At 57.1% G+C, this 17,123-nt stretch carries 14 protein-coding genes; 11 read left to right on the top strand and 3 right to left on the bottom strand.

The features are described from left to right. On the top strand, positions 1 to 2,015 hold a 2,015-nt coding region (locus HWX34_RS06970; RefSeq protein ID WP_178971545.1), incomplete at its 5' end, for a peptidoglycan DD-metalloendopeptidase family protein. After that, entirely contained in the window at positions 2,015 to 2,584 is a 570-nt protein-coding gene (locus tag HWX34_RS06965) for a hypothetical protein (RefSeq protein WP_178971544.1), read from the top strand. The genes HWX34_RS06970 and HWX34_RS06965, both read left to right, overlap by 1 nt. Before the next feature lie 317 nt (positions 2,585 to 2,901). Here the strand turns inward: HWX34_RS06965 and gyrB are convergent, their stop codons facing one another. The 3 genes from gyrB to dnaA all read right to left on the bottom strand — a co-directional run bounded on the left by gyrB (position 2,902) and on the right by dnaA (position 7,988). Beyond that, positions 2,902 to 5,292, bottom strand: coding sequence for a DNA topoisomerase (ATP-hydrolyzing) subunit B (gyrB, locus tag HWX34_RS06960; RefSeq protein WP_178971543.1), 2,391 nt, complete (start codon positions 5,290 to 5,292; stop codon positions 2,902 to 2,904). A gap of 135 nt (positions 5,293 to 5,427) precedes the next feature. After that, positions 5,428 to 6,534: a DNA polymerase III subunit beta gene (gene dnaN, locus HWX34_RS06955; RefSeq protein ID WP_178971542.1), complete on the bottom strand. Its 1,107-nt coding sequence runs from the start codon at positions 6,532 to 6,534 to the stop codon at positions 5,428 to 5,430. Positions 6,535 to 6,587: 53 nt separating this feature from the next. After that, complete coding sequence (gene dnaA, locus HWX34_RS06950; RefSeq protein ID WP_178971541.1) at positions 6,588 to 7,988, bottom strand: chromosomal replication initiator protein DnaA; 1,401 nt, start codon at positions 7,986 to 7,988, stop codon at positions 6,588 to 6,590. 354 nt (positions 7,989 to 8,342) lie between these two features. On the opposite strand from dnaA, the gene rpmH reads away from it, so the two are divergent. The 9 genes from rpmH (at position 8,343) to HWX34_RS06905 (ending at position 16,982) form a co-directional block, all read left to right on the top strand. Continuing rightward, the gene (rpmH, locus tag HWX34_RS06945) at positions 8,343 to 8,477 is read left to right on the top strand and encodes a 50S ribosomal protein L34 (RefSeq protein WP_011137953.1); all 135 of its coding nucleotides are present in this window, start codon (positions 8,343 to 8,345) and stop codon (positions 8,475 to 8,477) included. A gap of 8 nt (positions 8,478 to 8,485) precedes the next feature. After that, a complete protein-coding gene (gene rnpA, locus HWX34_RS06940; protein WP_045848139.1) occupies positions 8,486 to 8,848 on the top strand; it encodes a ribonuclease P protein component in 363 nt (120 codons plus the stop codon). Beyond that, entirely contained in the window at positions 8,824 to 9,033 is a 210-nt protein-coding gene (gene yidD, locus HWX34_RS06935; RefSeq protein ID WP_045848138.1) for a membrane protein insertion efficiency factor YidD, read from the top strand. The genes rnpA and yidD overlap by 25 nt, the downstream gene beginning before the upstream one ends. 19 nt (positions 9,034 to 9,052) lie before the next feature. Then, the gene (gene yidC / locus HWX34_RS06930) at positions 9,053 to 10,702 is read left to right on the top strand and encodes a membrane protein insertase YidC (protein ID WP_178971569.1); all 1,650 of its coding nucleotides are present in this window, start codon (positions 9,053 to 9,055) and stop codon (positions 10,700 to 10,702) included. A 152-nt stretch (positions 10,703 to 10,854) separates the two neighbouring features. Further along, on the top strand, positions 10,855 to 12,207 hold the full coding sequence (gene mnmE, locus HWX34_RS06925) for a tRNA uridine-5-carboxymethylaminomethyl(34) synthesis GTPase MnmE (RefSeq protein ID WP_178971540.1): 1,353 nt from the start codon (positions 10,855 to 10,857) through the stop codon (positions 12,205 to 12,207). Positions 12,208 to 12,351: 144 nt separating this feature from the next. Beyond that, the gene (locus HWX34_RS06920; RefSeq protein WP_178971539.1) at positions 12,352 to 13,476 is read left to right on the top strand and encodes a sterol desaturase family protein; all 1,125 of its coding nucleotides are present in this window, start codon (positions 12,352 to 12,354) and stop codon (positions 13,474 to 13,476) included. A gap of 693 nt (positions 13,477 to 14,169) precedes the next feature. Beyond that, positions 14,170 to 15,291 (top strand): Re/Si-specific NAD(P)(+) transhydrogenase subunit alpha, encoded by a 1,122-nt coding sequence (locus tag HWX34_RS06915; RefSeq protein ID WP_178971538.1) that lies wholly within the window; start codon positions 14,170 to 14,172, stop codon positions 15,289 to 15,291. 11 nt (positions 15,292 to 15,302) lie between these two features. Beyond that, positions 15,303 to 15,599 (top strand): proton-translocating transhydrogenase family protein, encoded by a 297-nt coding sequence (locus tag HWX34_RS06910; RefSeq protein ID WP_045848133.1) that lies wholly within the window; start codon positions 15,303 to 15,305, stop codon positions 15,597 to 15,599. Positions 15,600 to 15,608: 9 nt separating this feature from the next. After that, positions 15,609 to 16,982: an NAD(P)(+) transhydrogenase (Re/Si-specific) subunit beta gene (locus HWX34_RS06905; protein ID WP_045848132.1), complete on the top strand. Its 1,374-nt coding sequence runs from the start codon at positions 15,609 to 15,611 to the stop codon at positions 16,980 to 16,982. Positions 16,983 to 17,123: the final 141 nt, after the last annotated feature.

Below are 17,123 nucleotides of genomic sequence, written 5' to 3'. Positions count from 1 at the left end.
CCTTTGCCTCTCGCGGGGGGTTTCCTATCGCCAGCCGTATGGCCTGGCATGGTGGCCAACATATCGAGCATACCGATACCGGCGCGCATGGAGAACCGGTTCGCGCAATTGCAGATGGCGTGGTGGTATACAAGCGAGACCCGTCACCAGAGGCAGACAAGAAGCCCTTGGCCTATCAGGGAGAGACCGACAATGGCTGTGTGGTGATCAAGCACAGCACAGAAATTGGCGAGGGAACAGACGGCCAGATCGAGTACTACTCGATTTATATGCATCTCAAACAGGTCTTCGTCAAAAAGAAGCAGCCGGTATATCGCAAAGATAGCTTGGGCAGTGTAGGCAGATGCAATGGCAACAATGCCATGCATCTGGAAATCATCTGCGACGATGCCAACCTGAAAAAAATCGTCGGCAGAAGCTCTGGCAAGCTGGATATCAGTAAGGATGGGCGGGACAAGATCGTCTACGGCGATATGCATTTCTATCTGCCGCCAGGCACACCGTTTTTTGCCTCCATTGCGTCACCGCAAGCCCCCGCAGGAAGTGGCGCTGCTGTTCATACCTCCACTGTCCCTCTGTTTGTGACGATGCGTTTTGAACGCGGTAAATGCCTGCTAACAACTCGGCAAGAAGAAACGCAACAACAGGGTGCATTCGTTGAGGTCGGCTCAGCACTAGCAGATAGCGATGACAAGTATGAGTACAGTCTTTACAGCAAAGCGACCGCTCTGGGAGATGCTTTTCATATTGCACCAAGTGCGGCTTACGAGTTGCTGCGATTTGGCCGGGTCATCAATACCGAAAATGAAACCCCTATCCCTGCTGGCTCAGTCCCACATTGGCACAAGGTCAATTACCCAGGCGGCCAAGGCTGGGTGAATCTGAATGAGGTAGGCATCAACAAATTCAGCGATGCCGATTTCCCCCATTGGCTTGGCTGGAACCTGATTGACGATGACCCCACACCGGATAGCCAATGTAACTCCCCCACACTTGAGAAATGGCTTACTGGGAATAGTGGGAAAAAGTTGGATAAAGACGTACTAGCAGCCGCACTGAGCGATAGCAAAGTTCAGTTACGGCTTTCACGAACAATTTGTAAATTTCCGACTGAGTGGGAAAAATCCACAATTGATACCCGATATGCTTGGCTAAAAAGTAAAAGTGAGGTATTGGACGAACCGATGGATGAGATGAAATATGCTGAATTCAAGAGGCATGTTGAATCTTTATCATTCTGGGAAGAGGCTGGGTTAGAGATTCCCAGTGTTCATTGGCATTTTCATCCTAGAGTATTTGTTGAGCAGTTTAGGCAATGCAACTGGATCGATAGCAGTGAATTAAAGAGAATATATCCTGATGATATTCAGAAGAAAGATAAAGGAAAAGTTCAGGTTGCTAAAAATGGATTGAGTGACGTTGTGCGGGAGAAGTATAGGAAAGAGATTTGCATCGCAATCAGAAAGCATCTAATTAATAGAACTGGCTTGCGAATGACTAATTTTTTTGCGCAAGGAGCGGAAGAATCCCGTACGCTTACATGGATGAGTGAGTCACGATCTGAAAAATCATGCAACGATCTGTATGGTGGCAAGCTTGGCAATGATCTTCCTGGAGATGGGTATAAATACAGAGGTAGGGGAATTAAGCAGCTTACAGGGAAATCTAATTATGCTGGTTATTGGGTTTATCGAGGAAGGATAACAAGGAGTTCATTTGACTCTGCGTGGTGGTCTAAAAAGAACGCTAGAAGACCTGAAATCAATAACCCTGATTACTTAATCAATGATAACTATGCAACAATAGATGCAGGGGCATGGTATTGGGAGTCAGGGCCAAGAAGAGGTGAGCCAAGGAAGAATAGTACAATTAATAAAATTATTGATGAATTTCAAGGTGATCTTAGTGCGATTGCAAGGACGGTTTGTGTGGAAATTAATGGCGGAACTAATGGGTTGGAAAATAGGCAATACCATACCATCAGGATTGCAAAAATACTAACGGACTTAGTTTAATGAATAAAAAATCATTATTTGTAATTTTCCTTGCACTTTTTTATGTCAGCTCTACATCACTGGCAGAGTCCATTGCATTAAAAAACAAGCAGCAAGTAAGTAAAGTAAGTAGTAATTTGTATCGTAATATAAAATTTAGCGAAGGTGATGGGGTGGTTTATATTGATTTATTTTTAGCAAGAAGCCGTGATGGTTATGATACAGATTCCATGCAAATCTGCTTATCTGCTGAAAAGTGTACAAAAGATGACTGGGCTCTAATCGGTGGCGCTGATTACTTTAGCACCTCACTTTACTCCGAAGTAAGTACCGTAAAATTGGATGGGAATGATATTTACACGGCATTTAATTTATGCCAAGTAAGTAATAAAAAAGGCGAGGTTTCCATGGGGGGGCAGTGCCTAGCGGTAACTGGGCAAAATGAAAATAAGAAGTTTATTTATAATTCCTACTTAGGTTTAGCCTCAAAGTGCAGGCCAGATAGTATGTGCTGGCAGAAGCTCGTCAAAGAAAGAGTTTCATTTGTTTCGAGATTTTTAAAAGAATATAAAGATAAAATATTTGAGTGAAGCAAGTAGCCACTATTCGAAAATAGTACTATAAACTGATCTCAGTACTCCAAGTAAAAGTGCTGCAGTGCCGTTATGAAAATATTCAGGGTCGGTTAGTCTCGGGGGCGTTTCCCCAGTATAGAGTAGCTAGTGATTCTCACGCACAACCACGCACATCTCAAGCTAGAACGACTGATTTGTCCAAAAAATGAATGAACGCACATAAAGTACTAATAATGAAAAAGCCACCGGGAACGGTGGCTTTTTCATTAACTGCGTCACTAGTTTTTCACTAACCTGTCACAGTTTTCACTTTCTGTGTCACCCGACAGCCCTTACACATCAATATTCCGTGCAATCAGGGCATTGCCTTCGATGAAGGCGCGGCGTGGTTCCACTTCGTCGCCCATCAGGGTGGTGAACACGTCGTCCGCGCCCATCACGTCTTCAATGCGTACCTTCAGCAGGCGGCGCACATTGGGGTCCATGGTGGTTTCCCACAGCTGTTCCGGGTTCATCTCGCCCAGGCCTTTGTAGCGCTGGATGTTCATGCCTTTTTTCACTTCGGCCAGCAGCCAATCCAGTGCCTGGCCGAATTCGCTGATCGGTTTCACCGTTTCGCCACGGCGTACGGTGGCACCGTCACGCAGCAGGCCGCTCAGCAGGTCGCCGGTTTTGGCCAGTTCGGCGTAGTCGCCGGTTTCCAGGAAGTCCTGGTCCAGCACCGTTACCAGCACGTTGCCGTGCAGTTTGCGGGTGATCTTGATCAGGTGGCCGTCGTTCTTTTCGTCGTGCAGCAGGTCCAGCGTGATGGCGTCGGCCGGTACCAGCGCGCGCAGGCGGGCGATGGTGTCGTTGGAGGCGTGTTCGCTTTCCAGTGACAGGCGGCCGGACTTGAGCATGGCTTCCAGCACCAGCGGGTCGATGACGCGGCTTTCGCGTTCGATGACGGCGCGGGCCACCAGGAACTGGCGGGCTACTTCGGCCAGGGTGTCACCGGCCAGGGCCGGGGCGTCGGTGCCGGGGATGAGTTCGGCTTTTTCCAGTGCCAGTTGCAGCAGGTACTGGTTCAGCTCGTAGTCGTCCTTCAGGTAGCGCTCTTGCTTGCCGTGCTTGGCCTTGTACAGCGGCGGCTGGGCAATGTAGATGTGGCCGCGTTCTACCAGTTCGTGCATCTGGCGGTAGAAGAAGGTGAGCAGCAGGGTGCGGATGTGCGCGCCGTCGACGTCGGCATCGGTCATGATGATGATGCGGTGGTAGCGCAGTTTGTCCGGGTTGTATTCGTCCTTGCCAATGCCGCAGCCCATGGCGGTAATCAGGGTGGCCACTTCCTGGCTTTGCAGCATTTTGTCGAAGCGGGCGCGTTCTACGTTGAGAATCTTGCCCTTCAAAGGCAGGATGGCCTGGAACTTGCGGTCGCGGCCTTGCTTGGCGGAGCCGCCGGCGGAGTCACCCTCGACCAGGTACAGTTCGCACAGCTTGGGGTCTTTTTCCTGGCAGTCGGCCAGTTTGCCGGGCAGGCCCAGGCCGTCCATCACGCCTTTGCGGCGGGTGATTTCGCGGGCCTTACGCGCAGCTTCACGGGCGCGGGCGGCGTCGACGATCTTGCCGCAGATGGTTTTGGCGTCGTTGGGGTTTTCCAGCAAATAGCTTTTCAGTGCTTCGCTGATGACTTCGTTGACTACCGGGCCGATTTCGCTGGAAACCAGTTTGTCCTTGGTCTGGCTGGAGAACTTGGGGTCGGGCAGCTTGACGGACAGCACGCAGGTAAGGCCTTCGCGCATGTCGTCGCCGGTGGTGTCCACCTTGGCCTTTTTGGCGACTTCGTGTTCTTCGATGTACTGGTTGAGCGTGCGGGTCATCACCTGACGCAGGGCGGTCATGTGGGTGCCGCCGTCACGTTGCGGGATGTTGTTGGTGAAGCACTGGACGCTTTCCTGGTAGGAGTCGTTCCATTGCATGGCCACTTCCACGCTCATGCCGTCTTTTTCGCCAAAACCGTGGAACACCTTGGGGTGCAGCACGCTCTTGTTGCGGTTCATGTATTCCACGAAACCGGCCACGCCGCCGGAGAAGGCGAAGTTTTCTTCCTTGCCGGTGCGCTTGTCGATGAGGGTGATGCCCACGCCCTGGTTGAGGAAGGACAGTTCGCGGATGCGCTTGGCCAGGATGTCGAAGTGGTATTCCACCAGGCCGAAGGTTTCTTCGCTGGCGCGGAAGGTGACTTCGGTGCCGCGGTGGTTGCTGTGGCCGGTGACGGTGAGCGGGGCCACGGCGTCGCCACGGCGGAATTCCATTTCGTGCACCTTGCCGTCACGCCAGATTTTCAGCTTCAGCCAGTCGGACAGCGCATTCACCACGGAGACGCCCACGCCGTGCAGGCCGCCGGAAATCTTGTAGCTGTTGCTGTCGAATTTGCCGCCGGCGTGCAGGATGGTCATGATCACTTCGGCCGCCGAGCGTCCTTCTTCCGGATGGATGTCGGTGGGGATGCCCCGGCCGTTGTCCGATACGGTGATGGAGTTGTCGGGGTTGATGATGACCTTGATGGTGTCGGCATGGCCGGCCAGGGCTTCGTCAATGGCGTTGTCCAGCACTTCAAACACCATGTGGTGCAGGCCGGTGCCGTCCGAGGTATCGCCAATGTACATGCCGGGGCGTTTGCGTACCGCATCCAGACCCTTGAGGACTTTAATGCTATCCGCGCCGTATTCCTGTTCGCTCATCCGCTTCTTTCCTGCGCTGGGGGAGGGGGCGGCGGGGAACATCCCGTCCGCTGTACCTCCCTTTGCTGCTCATGCTCAAAATCTCGAAAACTGCTGCCGGTGGCCGCAGTCACTGCCGACTGTGTTGCTGCTGTATCAGATGCGCATCGGCATCACGATGTACTTGAAGTTGCTGTAGTCCGGAATGGTGACCAGCGTGCTGCGGTTGGCATCGCCAAACGCCATTTGCAGGGTGTCGGCCGGCAGGTTGGTCAGCACGTCCAGCAGGTAGTTGATGTTGAAGCCGATTTCCAGCTCGCCGCCCTGGTAGGCGATTTCCAGTTCTTCTTCGGCTTCTTCCTGTTCGCTGTTGGTACACAGGATGGACATCTTGCCCGGTGCCAGTACCAGCCGCACGCCACGGAATTTTTCGTTGGCCAGAATGGCGGCACGTTGCAGCGCGTGCAGGAAGGACAGACGTTCGATCAGGAAGATCTTGTCGTTATCCAGCGGAATCACGCGGTTGTAGTCGGGGAACTTGCCGTCCACCACCTTGCTGATGATGACGGTGGAGCCAAAGCTGAAGCGCACCTGGTTGGCCAGCACTTCGATGTTGATCAGCTCGTCGCTGTCCTGCAGCAGCTTGTACAGCTCCAGGATGGTTTTGCGCGGCAGGATGACTTCGGCCTTGGGCAGGGTGGCTTCCACGTCGGCGCTGGCAAAGGCCAGGCGGTGGCCGTCGGTGGCAATCAGCTTCACCTGGTTGCCGTCGGTTTGCATCAGCAGGCCGTTGAGGTAGTAACGGATGTCCTGCACGGCCATGGCAAATTGCACCTGGGAGATCAGGCGCTTGAGTTCGCGCTGGCTCAGGCTGAAGCTGGATTCGCTGGCCGTGCCTACCGACAGCAGCGGGAAGTCTTCCGCCGGCAGGGTTTGCAGGTTGAAGCGGCTTTTGCCGGCTTTCAGGGTGAGGCGGCCGTCCAGTTGTTCCAGCGTGACGGTGGTTTTGTCCGGGATGGCACGCAGGATGTCCTGCAGCTTCTTGGCCGATGTGGTCAGGCGGAAGTCTTCGCCCGGCAGTTCGTCGGCGCTGGCGGTGGTGATCTGGATTTCCAGATCAGTCGCCAGGAAGCCTACCTGTCCACCTTTCTTTTCAATCAGTACATTGGAAAGAATCGGCAGGGTGTGGCGGCGTTCGACAATACCGGTCACGGCCAGCAGGGGCTTGAGAAGGGCATCGCGTTCGGCTTGCAGGATCAGCATGTTTCGGGCTCCCGAATGTGTCCAGAGTCAGTTATCGGTTGAATCAACATAAATCAGTTACGCAGCATGGAGAGCAGCGTATCGTAATCGTGCGCCATATCGGCGTCATTACCACGCATTTCGGCAATGGTTTTGCAGGCATGCAGCACGGTGGTGTGGTCGCGGCCGCCAAAGGCATCGCCGATATTTGGCAAGGACAGTTGGGTCAGCTCCTTGGCCAGCGCCATGGCCACCTGACGCGGCCGGGCAATGTCACGGCTGCGCTTTTTGCTGTGCATGTCGGATAGCTTGATCTTGTAGTACTCGGCCACGGTCTTCTGGATGGCATCTACCGTCACCTGGCGGTTACCGGCGGCCAGAATGTCCTTCAGCGCTTCTTTCACCAGGTCCAGCGAGATGCTCTGGTTGGTGAAGCGGGCATAGGCCACCACGCGCTTGAGCGCGCCTTCCAGTTCGCGCACGTTGGAGCGCACGTTCTGGGCGATGAAAAACGCCACCGGGTGGTCCAGCTTGATGCTGTCGGCTTCGGCCTTCTTCATCAGAATGGCCACGCGCATTTCCAGCTCCGGCGGCTGGATTTCTACCGTCAGGCCCCAGGAGAAGCGGGAAATCAGCCGCTCTTCCATGCCTTCTATCTGCTTGGGGTAGGTGTCGCAGGTCATGATGACTTGCTTGCCGCCTTCAATCAGCGCGTTGAAGGCGTAGAAGAATTCTTCCTGCGTGCGGTTCTTGCCGGCAAAAAACTGGATGTCGTCAATCAGCAACAGATCCAGCGAGTGATAGTAGCGCTTGAATTCGTCAAACGCCTTGTGCTGGTAGGCGCGCATGATGTCGGCTACGTAGCGTTCGGCGTGGATATAGCGGATTTTGGCTTGCGGGTTCTTCTGGAACACGTGGTTGCCAATGGCCTGAATCAAGTGGGTCTTACCCAGACCAACACCGCCATACACAAACAGCGGGTTGTAAGCCTGGTCGCCCGGATTCTCGGCAATCTGCATGGCTGCGGCGCGCGCCAGCTGGTTGCCCTTACCGGTCACCAGGGTGTCAAAGGTGAAGGAGGGGTTGAGCCGGGTGCTTTCGTGGCTGCCGCCTATGGCTTTCACCGCCGCCTGCTTGGCCGGGCTGGGGGTGTCGTTGCTGGTGGTGGGGGCCGGTGCGGGCTTGCGCGCACTGTTGCTGACCGCAGTGGGCACGGCCAGCGGCTTGCTGCTGGGGGCGCCCAGGCGCAGCTCGACCGGGGCTTCGCCCACCAGTTCTACCGCCAGTTCTTCGATGCGACCAAGGAAGCGATCCTTGATGAATTGCATGATGAAACGGTTGGGTGCAAACAGCGCAATGCCTTCTTCGTTGGCTTCGGCCGCCAGCGGCTTGATCCAGGTATTGAACTGCTGTGAAGACAGTTCGGCCTCGAGGCGTGCGAGGCAGGCAGGCCAGAATTGATCCAGTTCGGTCATTAAGTACACGCAAGTAAAAGCAAAAACCCGCCGTTGACGATATGCGTTGCGGCGGGAGGAGCCATGGTTGCCACCCTGTGGGATGGCCGGACGGCTATGTCCGGCGCGGGTGCAGCCCTGGCATGTGTTCATGCAAGGCAAGTGGCTTGCACCATCCCCCTGTCGTGCAGGCTGCCCTTGGGCGGGCGGCTGCGTTTAATAATTACGCAGGGGGTGAGGTGCGTTAAGTTTCGACATTCTAACGGTTTTCGGCAAAGTTATCCACAGGTGCGCTAAAAATTTGCCATTGACAAGCGGCGGTTTTTCTTGTGAAATCACGCGTTTATTTCCGTTTCGAAACAGGAATTCTTTATCATGAAGCGTACTTACCAGCCTTCCACTACCCGTCGCAAGCGCACTCACGGCTTCCTCGTTCGCATGAAGACCCGCGGTGGCCGCGCCGTTATCGCCGCCCGTCGCGCCAAGGGTCGCAAGCGCCTGGCCGTATAAGTTCAGTAATGACTTATCGCTTTCGCCGTGTGCACCGGCTATTAAAAACGGATGAATTTTCATCCGTTTTTAGTTTGCGGCAAGCACGCAGCACGGCTTTGTTTCAGGTATATGCCCGTCCGAATGACCTGGGCCACGCCCGGGTTGGTCTGGTGGTGGGCAAAAAGGTCCACAAGCGGGCCGTACGCCGTAATTACATCAAGCGTACCGTGCGAGAGTGGTTCCGCCTGAATCAGGCTTCCTTGCCGGCACAGGACTACATTGTCCGTGCCAAACTGGCTTTTTCCCGCGCTGACAGAGCAGAAGCTGTCATCGCCTTGTCTACACTCTTTGCTAAACTGGCACGATGTCGCGCCTCCTCATCCTCCTGATCCGTTTTTATCAACTGGCCATCAGCCCTTGGCTGGCACCACGGTGCCGCTATGTGCCGACCTGTTCCAGTTACGCGATCGAGGCAGTGAGAAAGCATGGCGCCTGCAAGGGCGGCTTTCTGGCGATGAAACGCATCGGGCGCTGTCACCCCTGGGGTGGCAGTGGTTATGACCCGGTTCCCTGAACTTTCCGGTATCGTAGAGATGGATTCCAAGCGACTCATAATCTTCATCGTTCTGTCCATGGGCATCCTGCTGCTGTGGCAGGAGTACTTTGCGCCCAAGCCTGCTCCGCAGCAGGTGGCACAGACACAAACGGCTTCGCAGCCGGACGCACCGGCCAGCCATACCGCCAGCGCCCAGCCTGTTGAGGCTGCCAAACTCACCGCCGGTCAGCGCATTCATGTGACGACCGACGTGATCAAGGCCGAAATTGATACCGTGGGTGGTGACCTGCGTCAGCTGGATTTGCTGAAGCACGATTCCGCCACGGACGCCAAAAAGCCGTTCGAACTGCTGACCGACAAGAATGGCCGCGTGTACGTGGCGCAGACCGGTCTGGTGGCTGCCAGCAACCCGGCACTGCCTACCCACAAGTCGGTATACACCTCGGCACAGTCCAGCTACACCCTCAGCGGCGACAGCCTGCAGGTGAAGCTGACCGCGCCGGCCGCCAATGGCGTGCAAGTGGTGAAAACCTATACCTTCAAGAAGGGTAGCTACGATATCTCGGTGCGTTTTGACATTACCAACGGTGGCACCACCCCGCTGGCACCCACCGCTTACTACCGCATCCTGCGTGATGGCCAGGCTCCGGAGGGTGAAGGCCGCTTTGCCCACACCTTTACCGGCCCGGCTGTGTACACCGCCGACAACAAGTTCCAGAAGGTTTCCTTCGAGGACCTGGCCAAGGGCAAGGGTGATTACGCCAAGTCGGCCACCGACGGCTGGGTGGGCATGCTGCAGCATTACTTCATGACCGCCTGGATCCTGAAGCCGCTGGATTCGGCCAGCGTGTGCAAGGACGACAAGTCCTGCCACTTTGAGCTGAAAGACAGCAACGGCCTGTATTCCGCCGCTGCCACCGTGGACCTGAAAACCATCAATCCGGGCCAGACCGCTTCCATCACCGTGCCGCTGTATGCCGGTCCGGAAGACTACAGCGTGCTGACCAAGATTGCCGACGGCCTGGAATATTCCAAGGACTACGGCTGGGTGCACATCTTCGCCTCCCCGCTGTTCTGGCTGCTGACCAAGCTGCACGGTCTGGTACAGAACTGGGGCTGGGCGATTGTGCTGCTCACCCTCACCGTGAAGGCTATCTTCTATCCGCTGACGGCTGCGTCCTACCGCTCCATGGCCAAGATGAAGGCCCTGGCACCGCGTCTGGAACGCATGAAGGAACAATACGGCGACGACCGCATGAAGTTCCAGCAAGCCGTGATGGAAATGTACAAGAGCGAGAAGGTGAATCCGCTGGGTGGCTGTCTGCCCATGCTGATCCAGATTCCGGTATTCATCGGCCTGTACTGGGCGCTGCTGGCTTCGGTCGAGCTGCGTCAGGCACCGTGGATCCTGTGGTACACCGACCTGGCCCGTCCGGACCCGTTCTATGTGCTGCCGGTGATCATGGCTGCCACCATGTTCCTGCAAACCTTCCTGAACCCGCCGCCGACGGACCCGATGCAGGCGAAGATGATGAAGATCATGCCGGTTGCCTTCTCGGCCATGTTCTTCTTCTTCCCGGCTGGTCTGGTGCTGTACTACGCCGTAAACAACATCCTGTCGATTGCCCAGCAGTGGTACATCAACAAGAGCATTGAAAACAGCAAGAAAGTCGCCCTGCAGTCCTGAACCGGACGGTAGTGACTGACAAAGCCCGGCCAGACAAAGGCCGGGCTTTCTTTCTGATACAGTAAAAAAATCAACACAAGTTGACCCAAGCTGCTGTCGCCATCCATCTGGCGGCTGCTTCGGTCAGCCTGTCAGCAGCAAGGAATGCCCGCATGCCTACCCTCTACGCTCCCGTCACCATCTGTGCCATTGCCACCGCGCCCGGTCGTGGTGGTGTGGGTGTCATCCGCGTGTCCGGCCGCGATCTGCTGCCCTTTGCCGCTGCGCTTACCGGCAGCAAGCAGCCCAAGCCGCGCTACGCAACGTATACCGATTTCTACGCGGCAGACGGCCAGGCCATCGACAATGGCCTGCTGCTGTACTTCCCCGGCCCTAACAGCTTTACCGGCGAGGACGTACTGGAGTTGCAAGGCCACGGCGGGCCGGTGGTGCTCAACATGCTGCTGACCCGCTGCCTGCAGCTGGGCGCACGGCTGGCCGAGCCGGGCGAGTTCTCCAAGCGCGCCTTCCTGAACGACAAGATGGACCTGGCGCAGGCGGAAAGCGTGGCCGACCTGATTGATGCTTCCAGCGAAACCGCAGCCCGTAGTGCGCTCAAGTCGCTGAAAGGTGCGTTCTCCAATGAAATCCACGTGCTGGTGGATGAGCTGATCACCCTGCGCATGCTGGTGGAAGCCACGCTGGATTTTCCGGAAGAAGAAATCGACTTCCTCAAGCAGGCCGATGCACTGGGCAAGTTGCAAACCCTGCGTCAGCGCTTGCAACAGGTGCAGTCCACCGCACGGCAAGGCGCCATCCTGCGCGAAGGCATGCATGTGGTGCTGGTGGGGCAGCCTAACGTGGGCAAATCCAGCCTGATGAATGCGCTGGCGGGCGATGATATCGCCATCGTCACTGACATTGCCGGGACCACCCGCGACACGGTGCGGGAGGAAATCGTCATCGACGGCGTGCCGGTGCATATCATCGATACCGCCGGTCTGCGCGATACCGACGATGTGGTGGAGAAGATCGGCATCGAACGCACCTGGCAGGCGGTGGAGCGCGCCGATGTCGCACTGGTGCTGGTGGACAGCCGCGAAGGCGTGACTGCCGAAGTGGAAGCGATTCTGGAACGCATCCCGCCGCAACTGCCACGCTTGTTCATCTACAACAAGGCCGACCTGAGCGGCGAAACCATCGGCATGGCCGAGGAAGATGGCCGCAGCGTGCTGCGTCTGTCCGCCCGCACCCATGCCGGGGTGGACCTGCTGAAAGCCCGCCTGCTGGAGCTGATTGGCTACAGCGGGGCCAGCGAAGGTGTGTTCCTGGCACGCGAGCGCCATCTGGACGCCATCCGCCGTGCCGCCGAGCATATGGAACTGGCGCATACTGACTGGGAAATGGTGGAGATCTTCGCCGAAGAGCTGCGATTGGCACAAAATGCGCTGTCGGAAATCACCGGCCAGTTCACACCGGACGACCTGCTGGGGGTGATTTTCAGCCGCTTCTGTATTGGAAAGTAAACGCCACGACCCGGCATATCAAAGCCCCGCCCAGCGGGGCTTTGTTGTTTGGGCCACCAAGCCTGCACAAAACTCCAACAGTCTGGCCGTGTGCTTTGCGTTAGCGTAGGGCCTAATCGTTTTCTGCCTGTCCGGACAGTCTTGATGGAACAAATCACCGTATACGCCTTCCCGGTTTTCCTGCTGCTGATGCTGGTGGAAATCGGCTATGGCCTGGCCGTCGGCCGTAATACTTATCGTCTGAGCGATGCGCTGGCCAGCCTGAGCCAGGGGCTGCAGAGCCAGTTGGTGGCCAGTGTCAGCATGCTGTTTCAGATTGGCTTGTATGCGCTGGCCTGGCAGCATGTGGCCATTTTTCCCCATGCTGCCTTGTGGGCTACAGGCTGGGGCTGGCTGCTGGCCATTGTCATGTTCGACTTCTGCGATTACTGGCTGCACCGCGTGGGGCATGAAAGCGCGGTGTTCTGGGCCGCACATGCGGTACATCACCAGAGCCAGCATTTCAACTTGTCCACTGCCTTGCGCCAGGAAAGTACGGTGGCGTTTCTCGGTTGGCCCTTCTATTTGCCCATGGCCTTGGTCGGGGTGCCTCCGGCCCAGTTTGCCTTGGCCGGGTTGATTGTCCTGCTGTATCAGTTCTGGATTCATACCGAGCACGTCGGCAAGCTGGGTTGGTTCGACCGGGTGTTTTCTTCACCCTCCAATCACCGGGTGCATCATGCGGTGAACGACCAGTATCTGGACAAGAATTACGGCGGAATGCTGATCATCTGGGACCGCCTGTTCGGCACCTTCATCGAAGAGGATGAGGCCCCGGTGTACGGCACCCGCACGCCGCTCAATAGCTGGAATCCCTTGTGGGCGGTGGCATCCGGCTATGTGCCGCTGTGGCAGCTGGCGTGCCGTGCGCCACGCTGGCAGGACAAGTTGAAGGTGTGGTTCAAGGCGCCGGGCTGGCTGCCGCCCGGCGTGCGCGATGACAGCCCGGCTTTTGACCTGCAAGCGGCCAGACAGCGTTATGACCCGCCGCTGACGCGTGCGGCTATGCTGATGGCCGTGGGGCAGTTTGTCTTGCAGACAGCGGCCGCTGCAGCCTATCTGTGGCAGAGCGATGTGCTGGCCACGCCCGCCTTGTGGGGTTTTGCCCTGTTGCAGCTGGCTGGACTGTTCGGCCTTGGTCGTTTGTTGCAGGGTGTGTGCTCGCCCTGGCGTCTGCTGGCGCTGGATGTACTGTTGATGTTGCTGGCGGCTGCTGGCAGCCTGTTGTGAGTCCCAGGCCGGCTGTCGCATTTATGCGGCAGTTGCGCGTCTTTCATCTCTGCTGCGCGGTGTGGCGGGCCGGTGCTCTGGCCTGCTTGCCCTGCCTATCCTGCTGGCATCTGAAATCATAAAACGCTGATACTGGCGGTTCCGGACTTGTGTTGCGGACATTTCCTGTACGGTATTCCGTGTGCGCAGACGGGTAGTGACAAGCAAGTTTGCAGGATGGTGCAATGCACGATAAGCCGGTTGTCACCGTGCTTCTTCTGTTGCTTACACGGATAATTCATTTTTGTTTACAGCACCTTGGTGTTAATGGTTAACCCTGCTTTACAAGCTGGAGGGCGAACCGTTAGTGTCTTTCAACGAGGTGTTTTCCCATGCGCGGCACTGCTCTTGTCCGGATTTTGCCCCGCCTGCCCATGGCAGGCCGGATGGTTCGGGGTGAGAGATGGTGATGCCGCCGCCCTTGCTGCTACCTGCTCCTGTTGTGCAGTGATCCTGCCTGGAGACTTGGCCGTGTTGACCGGATTGTCAGACGGTATATGGTAGGCAAATGTCGCAATTGTGTAAAAGTATTGCGCAAAATCAACATTCGTGTTTTTAATAGAATTCAAACGCTCGTTCGAAATTGGCCTCGCACGGGCGTTCGCTATCTTTGGTTTTGTTTTTTGTCATTTCACTTTGCAGGAGATTCACACCATGCAGATCGCTATTCCGGCCGAAAGGCTGGCTGGTGAAAAACGCGTGGCCGCAACACCGGAAACGGTGAAAAAGCTGGTTGCCATGGGTCACGCCGTGGTGGTCGAGCAGGGAGCCGGGCAGTTTGCCGCCGCTCCCGATGCGGCTTACGTTGAAGTGGGGGCCAGCATCGCCCCTGACCGTGCCCAGGCACTGGCCCAGGCCGACATCGTGCTGACCGTGCGTCCGCTGGACGAAGCCGGCATTGCCGAGCTGAAAACCGGCGCGGTGCTGATTGGCCAGCTGGCGCCGTACCAGAACAGCACCTTCCCGGCGCTGGCTGCCAAGAAGGTTTCCGCCTTTGCCATGGAACTGCTGCCGCGTACTACGCGCGCACAGAGCATGGACGTGCTGTCCAGCCAGAACAACATCGCCGGTTACAAGGCGGTGCTGCTGGCCACCCATTACTACCCGCGTTTCATGCCCATGCTGATGACGGCAGCCGGGACGGTAAAACCGGCCAAGGTGCTGATCATGGGTGTGGGTGTGGCCGGTTTGCAGGCCATTGCCACGGCCAAGCGTCTGGGTGCAGTGGTGGAAGCCACCGACGTGCGTCCTTCTACCAAGGAGCAGGTGGAGTCTCTGGGCGGCAAGTTCATCGAAGTGCCGATGACGGCTGAAGAAAAGGCCGCCAGCGATGGCGTGTACGCCAAGGAAATGTCCGACGACTACAAGCGTCGTCAGGCCGAACTGGTGAGCAAGCACGCCCGTGCTGCCGACATCATCATCACTACCGCGCTGATTCCGGGCAAGAAGGCCCCGACGCTGATCAGTGCCGACATCGTGGCCGCGATGAAGCCGGGCTCGGTCATCATCGACATTGCCGCCGAAGCCGGTGGCAACTGTGAATTGACCCAGCCGGGTGAAGTGGTGGTGACTGCCAACCACGTTACCGTGGTGGGCCAGTTCAACCTGCCGGGCGAGCTGGCGGCGGATGCCTCCAGCCTGTACGCCAAGAACCTGCTGACCTTCCTGGCGCTGATGCTGACGAAGGAAGGCTTCACCCTCAATCTGGAAGACGACCTGCTGGCGGCCACCCTGGTGACCCACGACGGCCAGGTGCGTTTCCCCGCGGCCAACTAAGGAGAACAGAGATGGTCGATCCCTTTATCGCCAGCCTTACCGTTTTCGTGCTGGCCGTGTTTGTCGGCTACCACGTGGTATGGAACGTCACCCCGGCACTGCATACCCCGCTGATGGCGGTGACCAATGCCATTTCCGGCATCATCATCGTCGGTGCCATGCTGCAGGTGGTGGACATCAACGGTTCCGAAATCACCCTCACCTCGGTGCTGGGTACCATCGGCATCTTCCTGGCCAGCATCAACATCTTCGGCGGCTTCATGGTCACCCAGCGCATGCTGGACATGTTCAAGAAGAAGAAAAAATAAGGAAGAACCATGGCTAATATTTCCGCAGTACTTTATCTGGTGGCGGCCGTGCTGTTCATTCTGGCGCTCAAGGGGCTGTCCAGCCCGGTGACGGCGCTGCGCGGCAACAAATTCGGCATCATCGGCATGGTCATCGCCGTGGGCACCACCTTCATGATCATGGACAAGCCGGTGCTGGGGCTGATTGCCGCTGCCATCATCGGTGGTGCCGTGATTGGCGGCTGGAAGGCCAAAACGGTTGAAATGACCGGCATGCCGGAGCTGGTGGCCGCCATGCACTCGCTGGTGGGCCTGTCTGCGGTGCTGATTGCCGTGGCTGCCATCTTCCATACCGGCGTGGAACACACCCCGGTACAAAAGGTGGAACTGTTCATTGGCGCGTTTATTGGTGCCATCACCTTTACCGCTTCGGTCATTGCCTACGGCAAGCTGTCCGGCCGCTTTGGCTCCAAGGCGGTCAGCTTCAATGGTCAGCATTTGCTGAACCTGGTGCTGGCACTGGCCATGGTGGGTTTTGGCGTGGCCTACTTCGTGACCGACAGTCATGCAGCCTTCCTGCTGATGGTGGCCATTGCACTGGTACTGGGCGTGACGCTGATCATCCCGATCGGCGGTGCCGACATGCCAGTGGTAGTCTCCATGCTCAACTCCTACTCCGGCTGGGCCGCAGCGGGTATCGGCTTCACGCTGAACAACCCGGTGCTGATCATTGCCGGTGCCTGCGTGGGTTCGTCCGGTGCCATCCTGTCCTACATCATGTGCAAGGCGATGAACCGTTCCATCGTGTCGGTGTTGCTGGGTGGCTTTGGTGCCGAGGCGGCGGCTGGCGGTGCGGCGGGTGACAGTGGTCCGAAGAACTACAAGTCCGGTTCGGCAGAAGACGCAGCCTTCCTGATGAGCAATGCCGACAGCGTGGTGATTGTGCCGGGTTATGGCCTGGCGGTATCGCGCGCCCAGCATGCGCTGCAGGAGTTTGCCGAGTTGCTGCACGAGAAGGGTGTGACCGTGCGTTACGCCATTCACCCTGTGGCTGGCCGTATGCCAGGCCACATGAATGTGCTGCTGGCCGAAGCCGAAGTGCCCTACGAGCAGGTACTGGAGATGGAGGAGATCAACTCCGACTTCAACAATACCGACGTAGTGCTGGTGATTGGTGCCAACGACGTGGTGAACCCGGCGGCGCAGAAGGACAAGTCCAGCCCCATCTACGGCATGCCGATTCTGGAAGCGCACAAGGCACGTACCGTGATCGTGGTGAAGCGTTCCATGAGCGTGGGCTATGCCGGTCTCGACAACGAGCTGTTCTACATGGACAAGACCATGATGGTGTTTGGCGATGCCAAGAAAGTGGTGGAAGACCTGGTGAAGGGCGTGGTGCACTAAGCGCTGCTGACCAAGGTATCACCCTGCACAACCCCGCCTGTTTGGCGGGGTTTTTTCATGCGCTGGAGGCCGCAGCTCAGCAGCTATGCTCGACCTTATGGGTAGTTGACAGTGGTCGCCGGGTGGAACTCATGGCCAGTA

The sequence above is a fragment of the Aquitalea sp. LB_tupeE genome (assembly GCF_013391415.1).
In the GTDB taxonomy this organism is placed as follows: domain Bacteria; phylum Pseudomonadota; class Gammaproteobacteria; order Burkholderiales; family Chromobacteriaceae; genus Aquitalea.
The sequence above is the reverse complement of the archived record's forward strand: the minus strand, read 5'-3'. Positions and strand labels throughout refer to the sequence as shown.

What these genes read in the sequence shown, in the direction of transcription:
- HWX34_RS06965 (WP_178971544.1), top strand. Translation starts at nt 2,015, where the DNA reads ATGAATAAAAAATCATTATTTGTAATTTTCCTTGCACTTTTTTATGTC.
- gyrB (WP_178971543.1), bottom strand. Translation starts at nt 5,292, where the DNA reads ATGAGCGAACAGGAATACGGCGCGGATAGCATTAAAGTCCTCAAGGGT.
- dnaN (WP_178971542.1), bottom strand. Translation starts at nt 6,534, where the DNA reads ATGCTGATCCTGCAAGCCGAACGCGATGCCCTTCTCAAGCCCCTGCTG.
- dnaA (WP_178971541.1), bottom strand. Translation starts at nt 7,988, where the DNA reads ATGACCGAACTGGATCAATTCTGGCCTGCCTGCCTCGCACGCCTCGAG.
- rpmH (WP_011137953.1), top strand. Translation starts at nt 8,343, where the DNA reads ATGAAGCGTACTTACCAGCCTTCCACTACCCGTCGCAAGCGCACTCAC.
- rnpA (WP_045848139.1), top strand. Translation starts at nt 8,486, where the DNA reads ATGACTTATCGCTTTCGCCGTGTGCACCGGCTATTAAAAACGGATGAA.
- yidD (WP_045848138.1), top strand. Translation starts at nt 8,824, where the DNA reads ATGTCGCGCCTCCTCATCCTCCTGATCCGTTTTTATCAACTGGCCATC.
- yidC (WP_178971569.1), top strand. Translation starts at nt 9,053, where the DNA reads ATGGATTCCAAGCGACTCATAATCTTCATCGTTCTGTCCATGGGCATC.
- mnmE (WP_178971540.1), top strand. Translation starts at nt 10,855, where the DNA reads ATGCCTACCCTCTACGCTCCCGTCACCATCTGTGCCATTGCCACCGCG.
- HWX34_RS06920 (WP_178971539.1), top strand. Translation starts at nt 12,352, where the DNA reads ATGGAACAAATCACCGTATACGCCTTCCCGGTTTTCCTGCTGCTGATG.
- HWX34_RS06915 (WP_178971538.1), top strand. Translation starts at nt 14,170, where the DNA reads ATGCAGATCGCTATTCCGGCCGAAAGGCTGGCTGGTGAAAAACGCGTG.
- HWX34_RS06910 (WP_045848133.1), top strand. Translation starts at nt 15,303, where the DNA reads ATGGTCGATCCCTTTATCGCCAGCCTTACCGTTTTCGTGCTGGCCGTG.
- HWX34_RS06905 (WP_045848132.1), top strand. Translation starts at nt 15,609, where the DNA reads ATGGCTAATATTTCCGCAGTACTTTATCTGGTGGCGGCCGTGCTGTTC.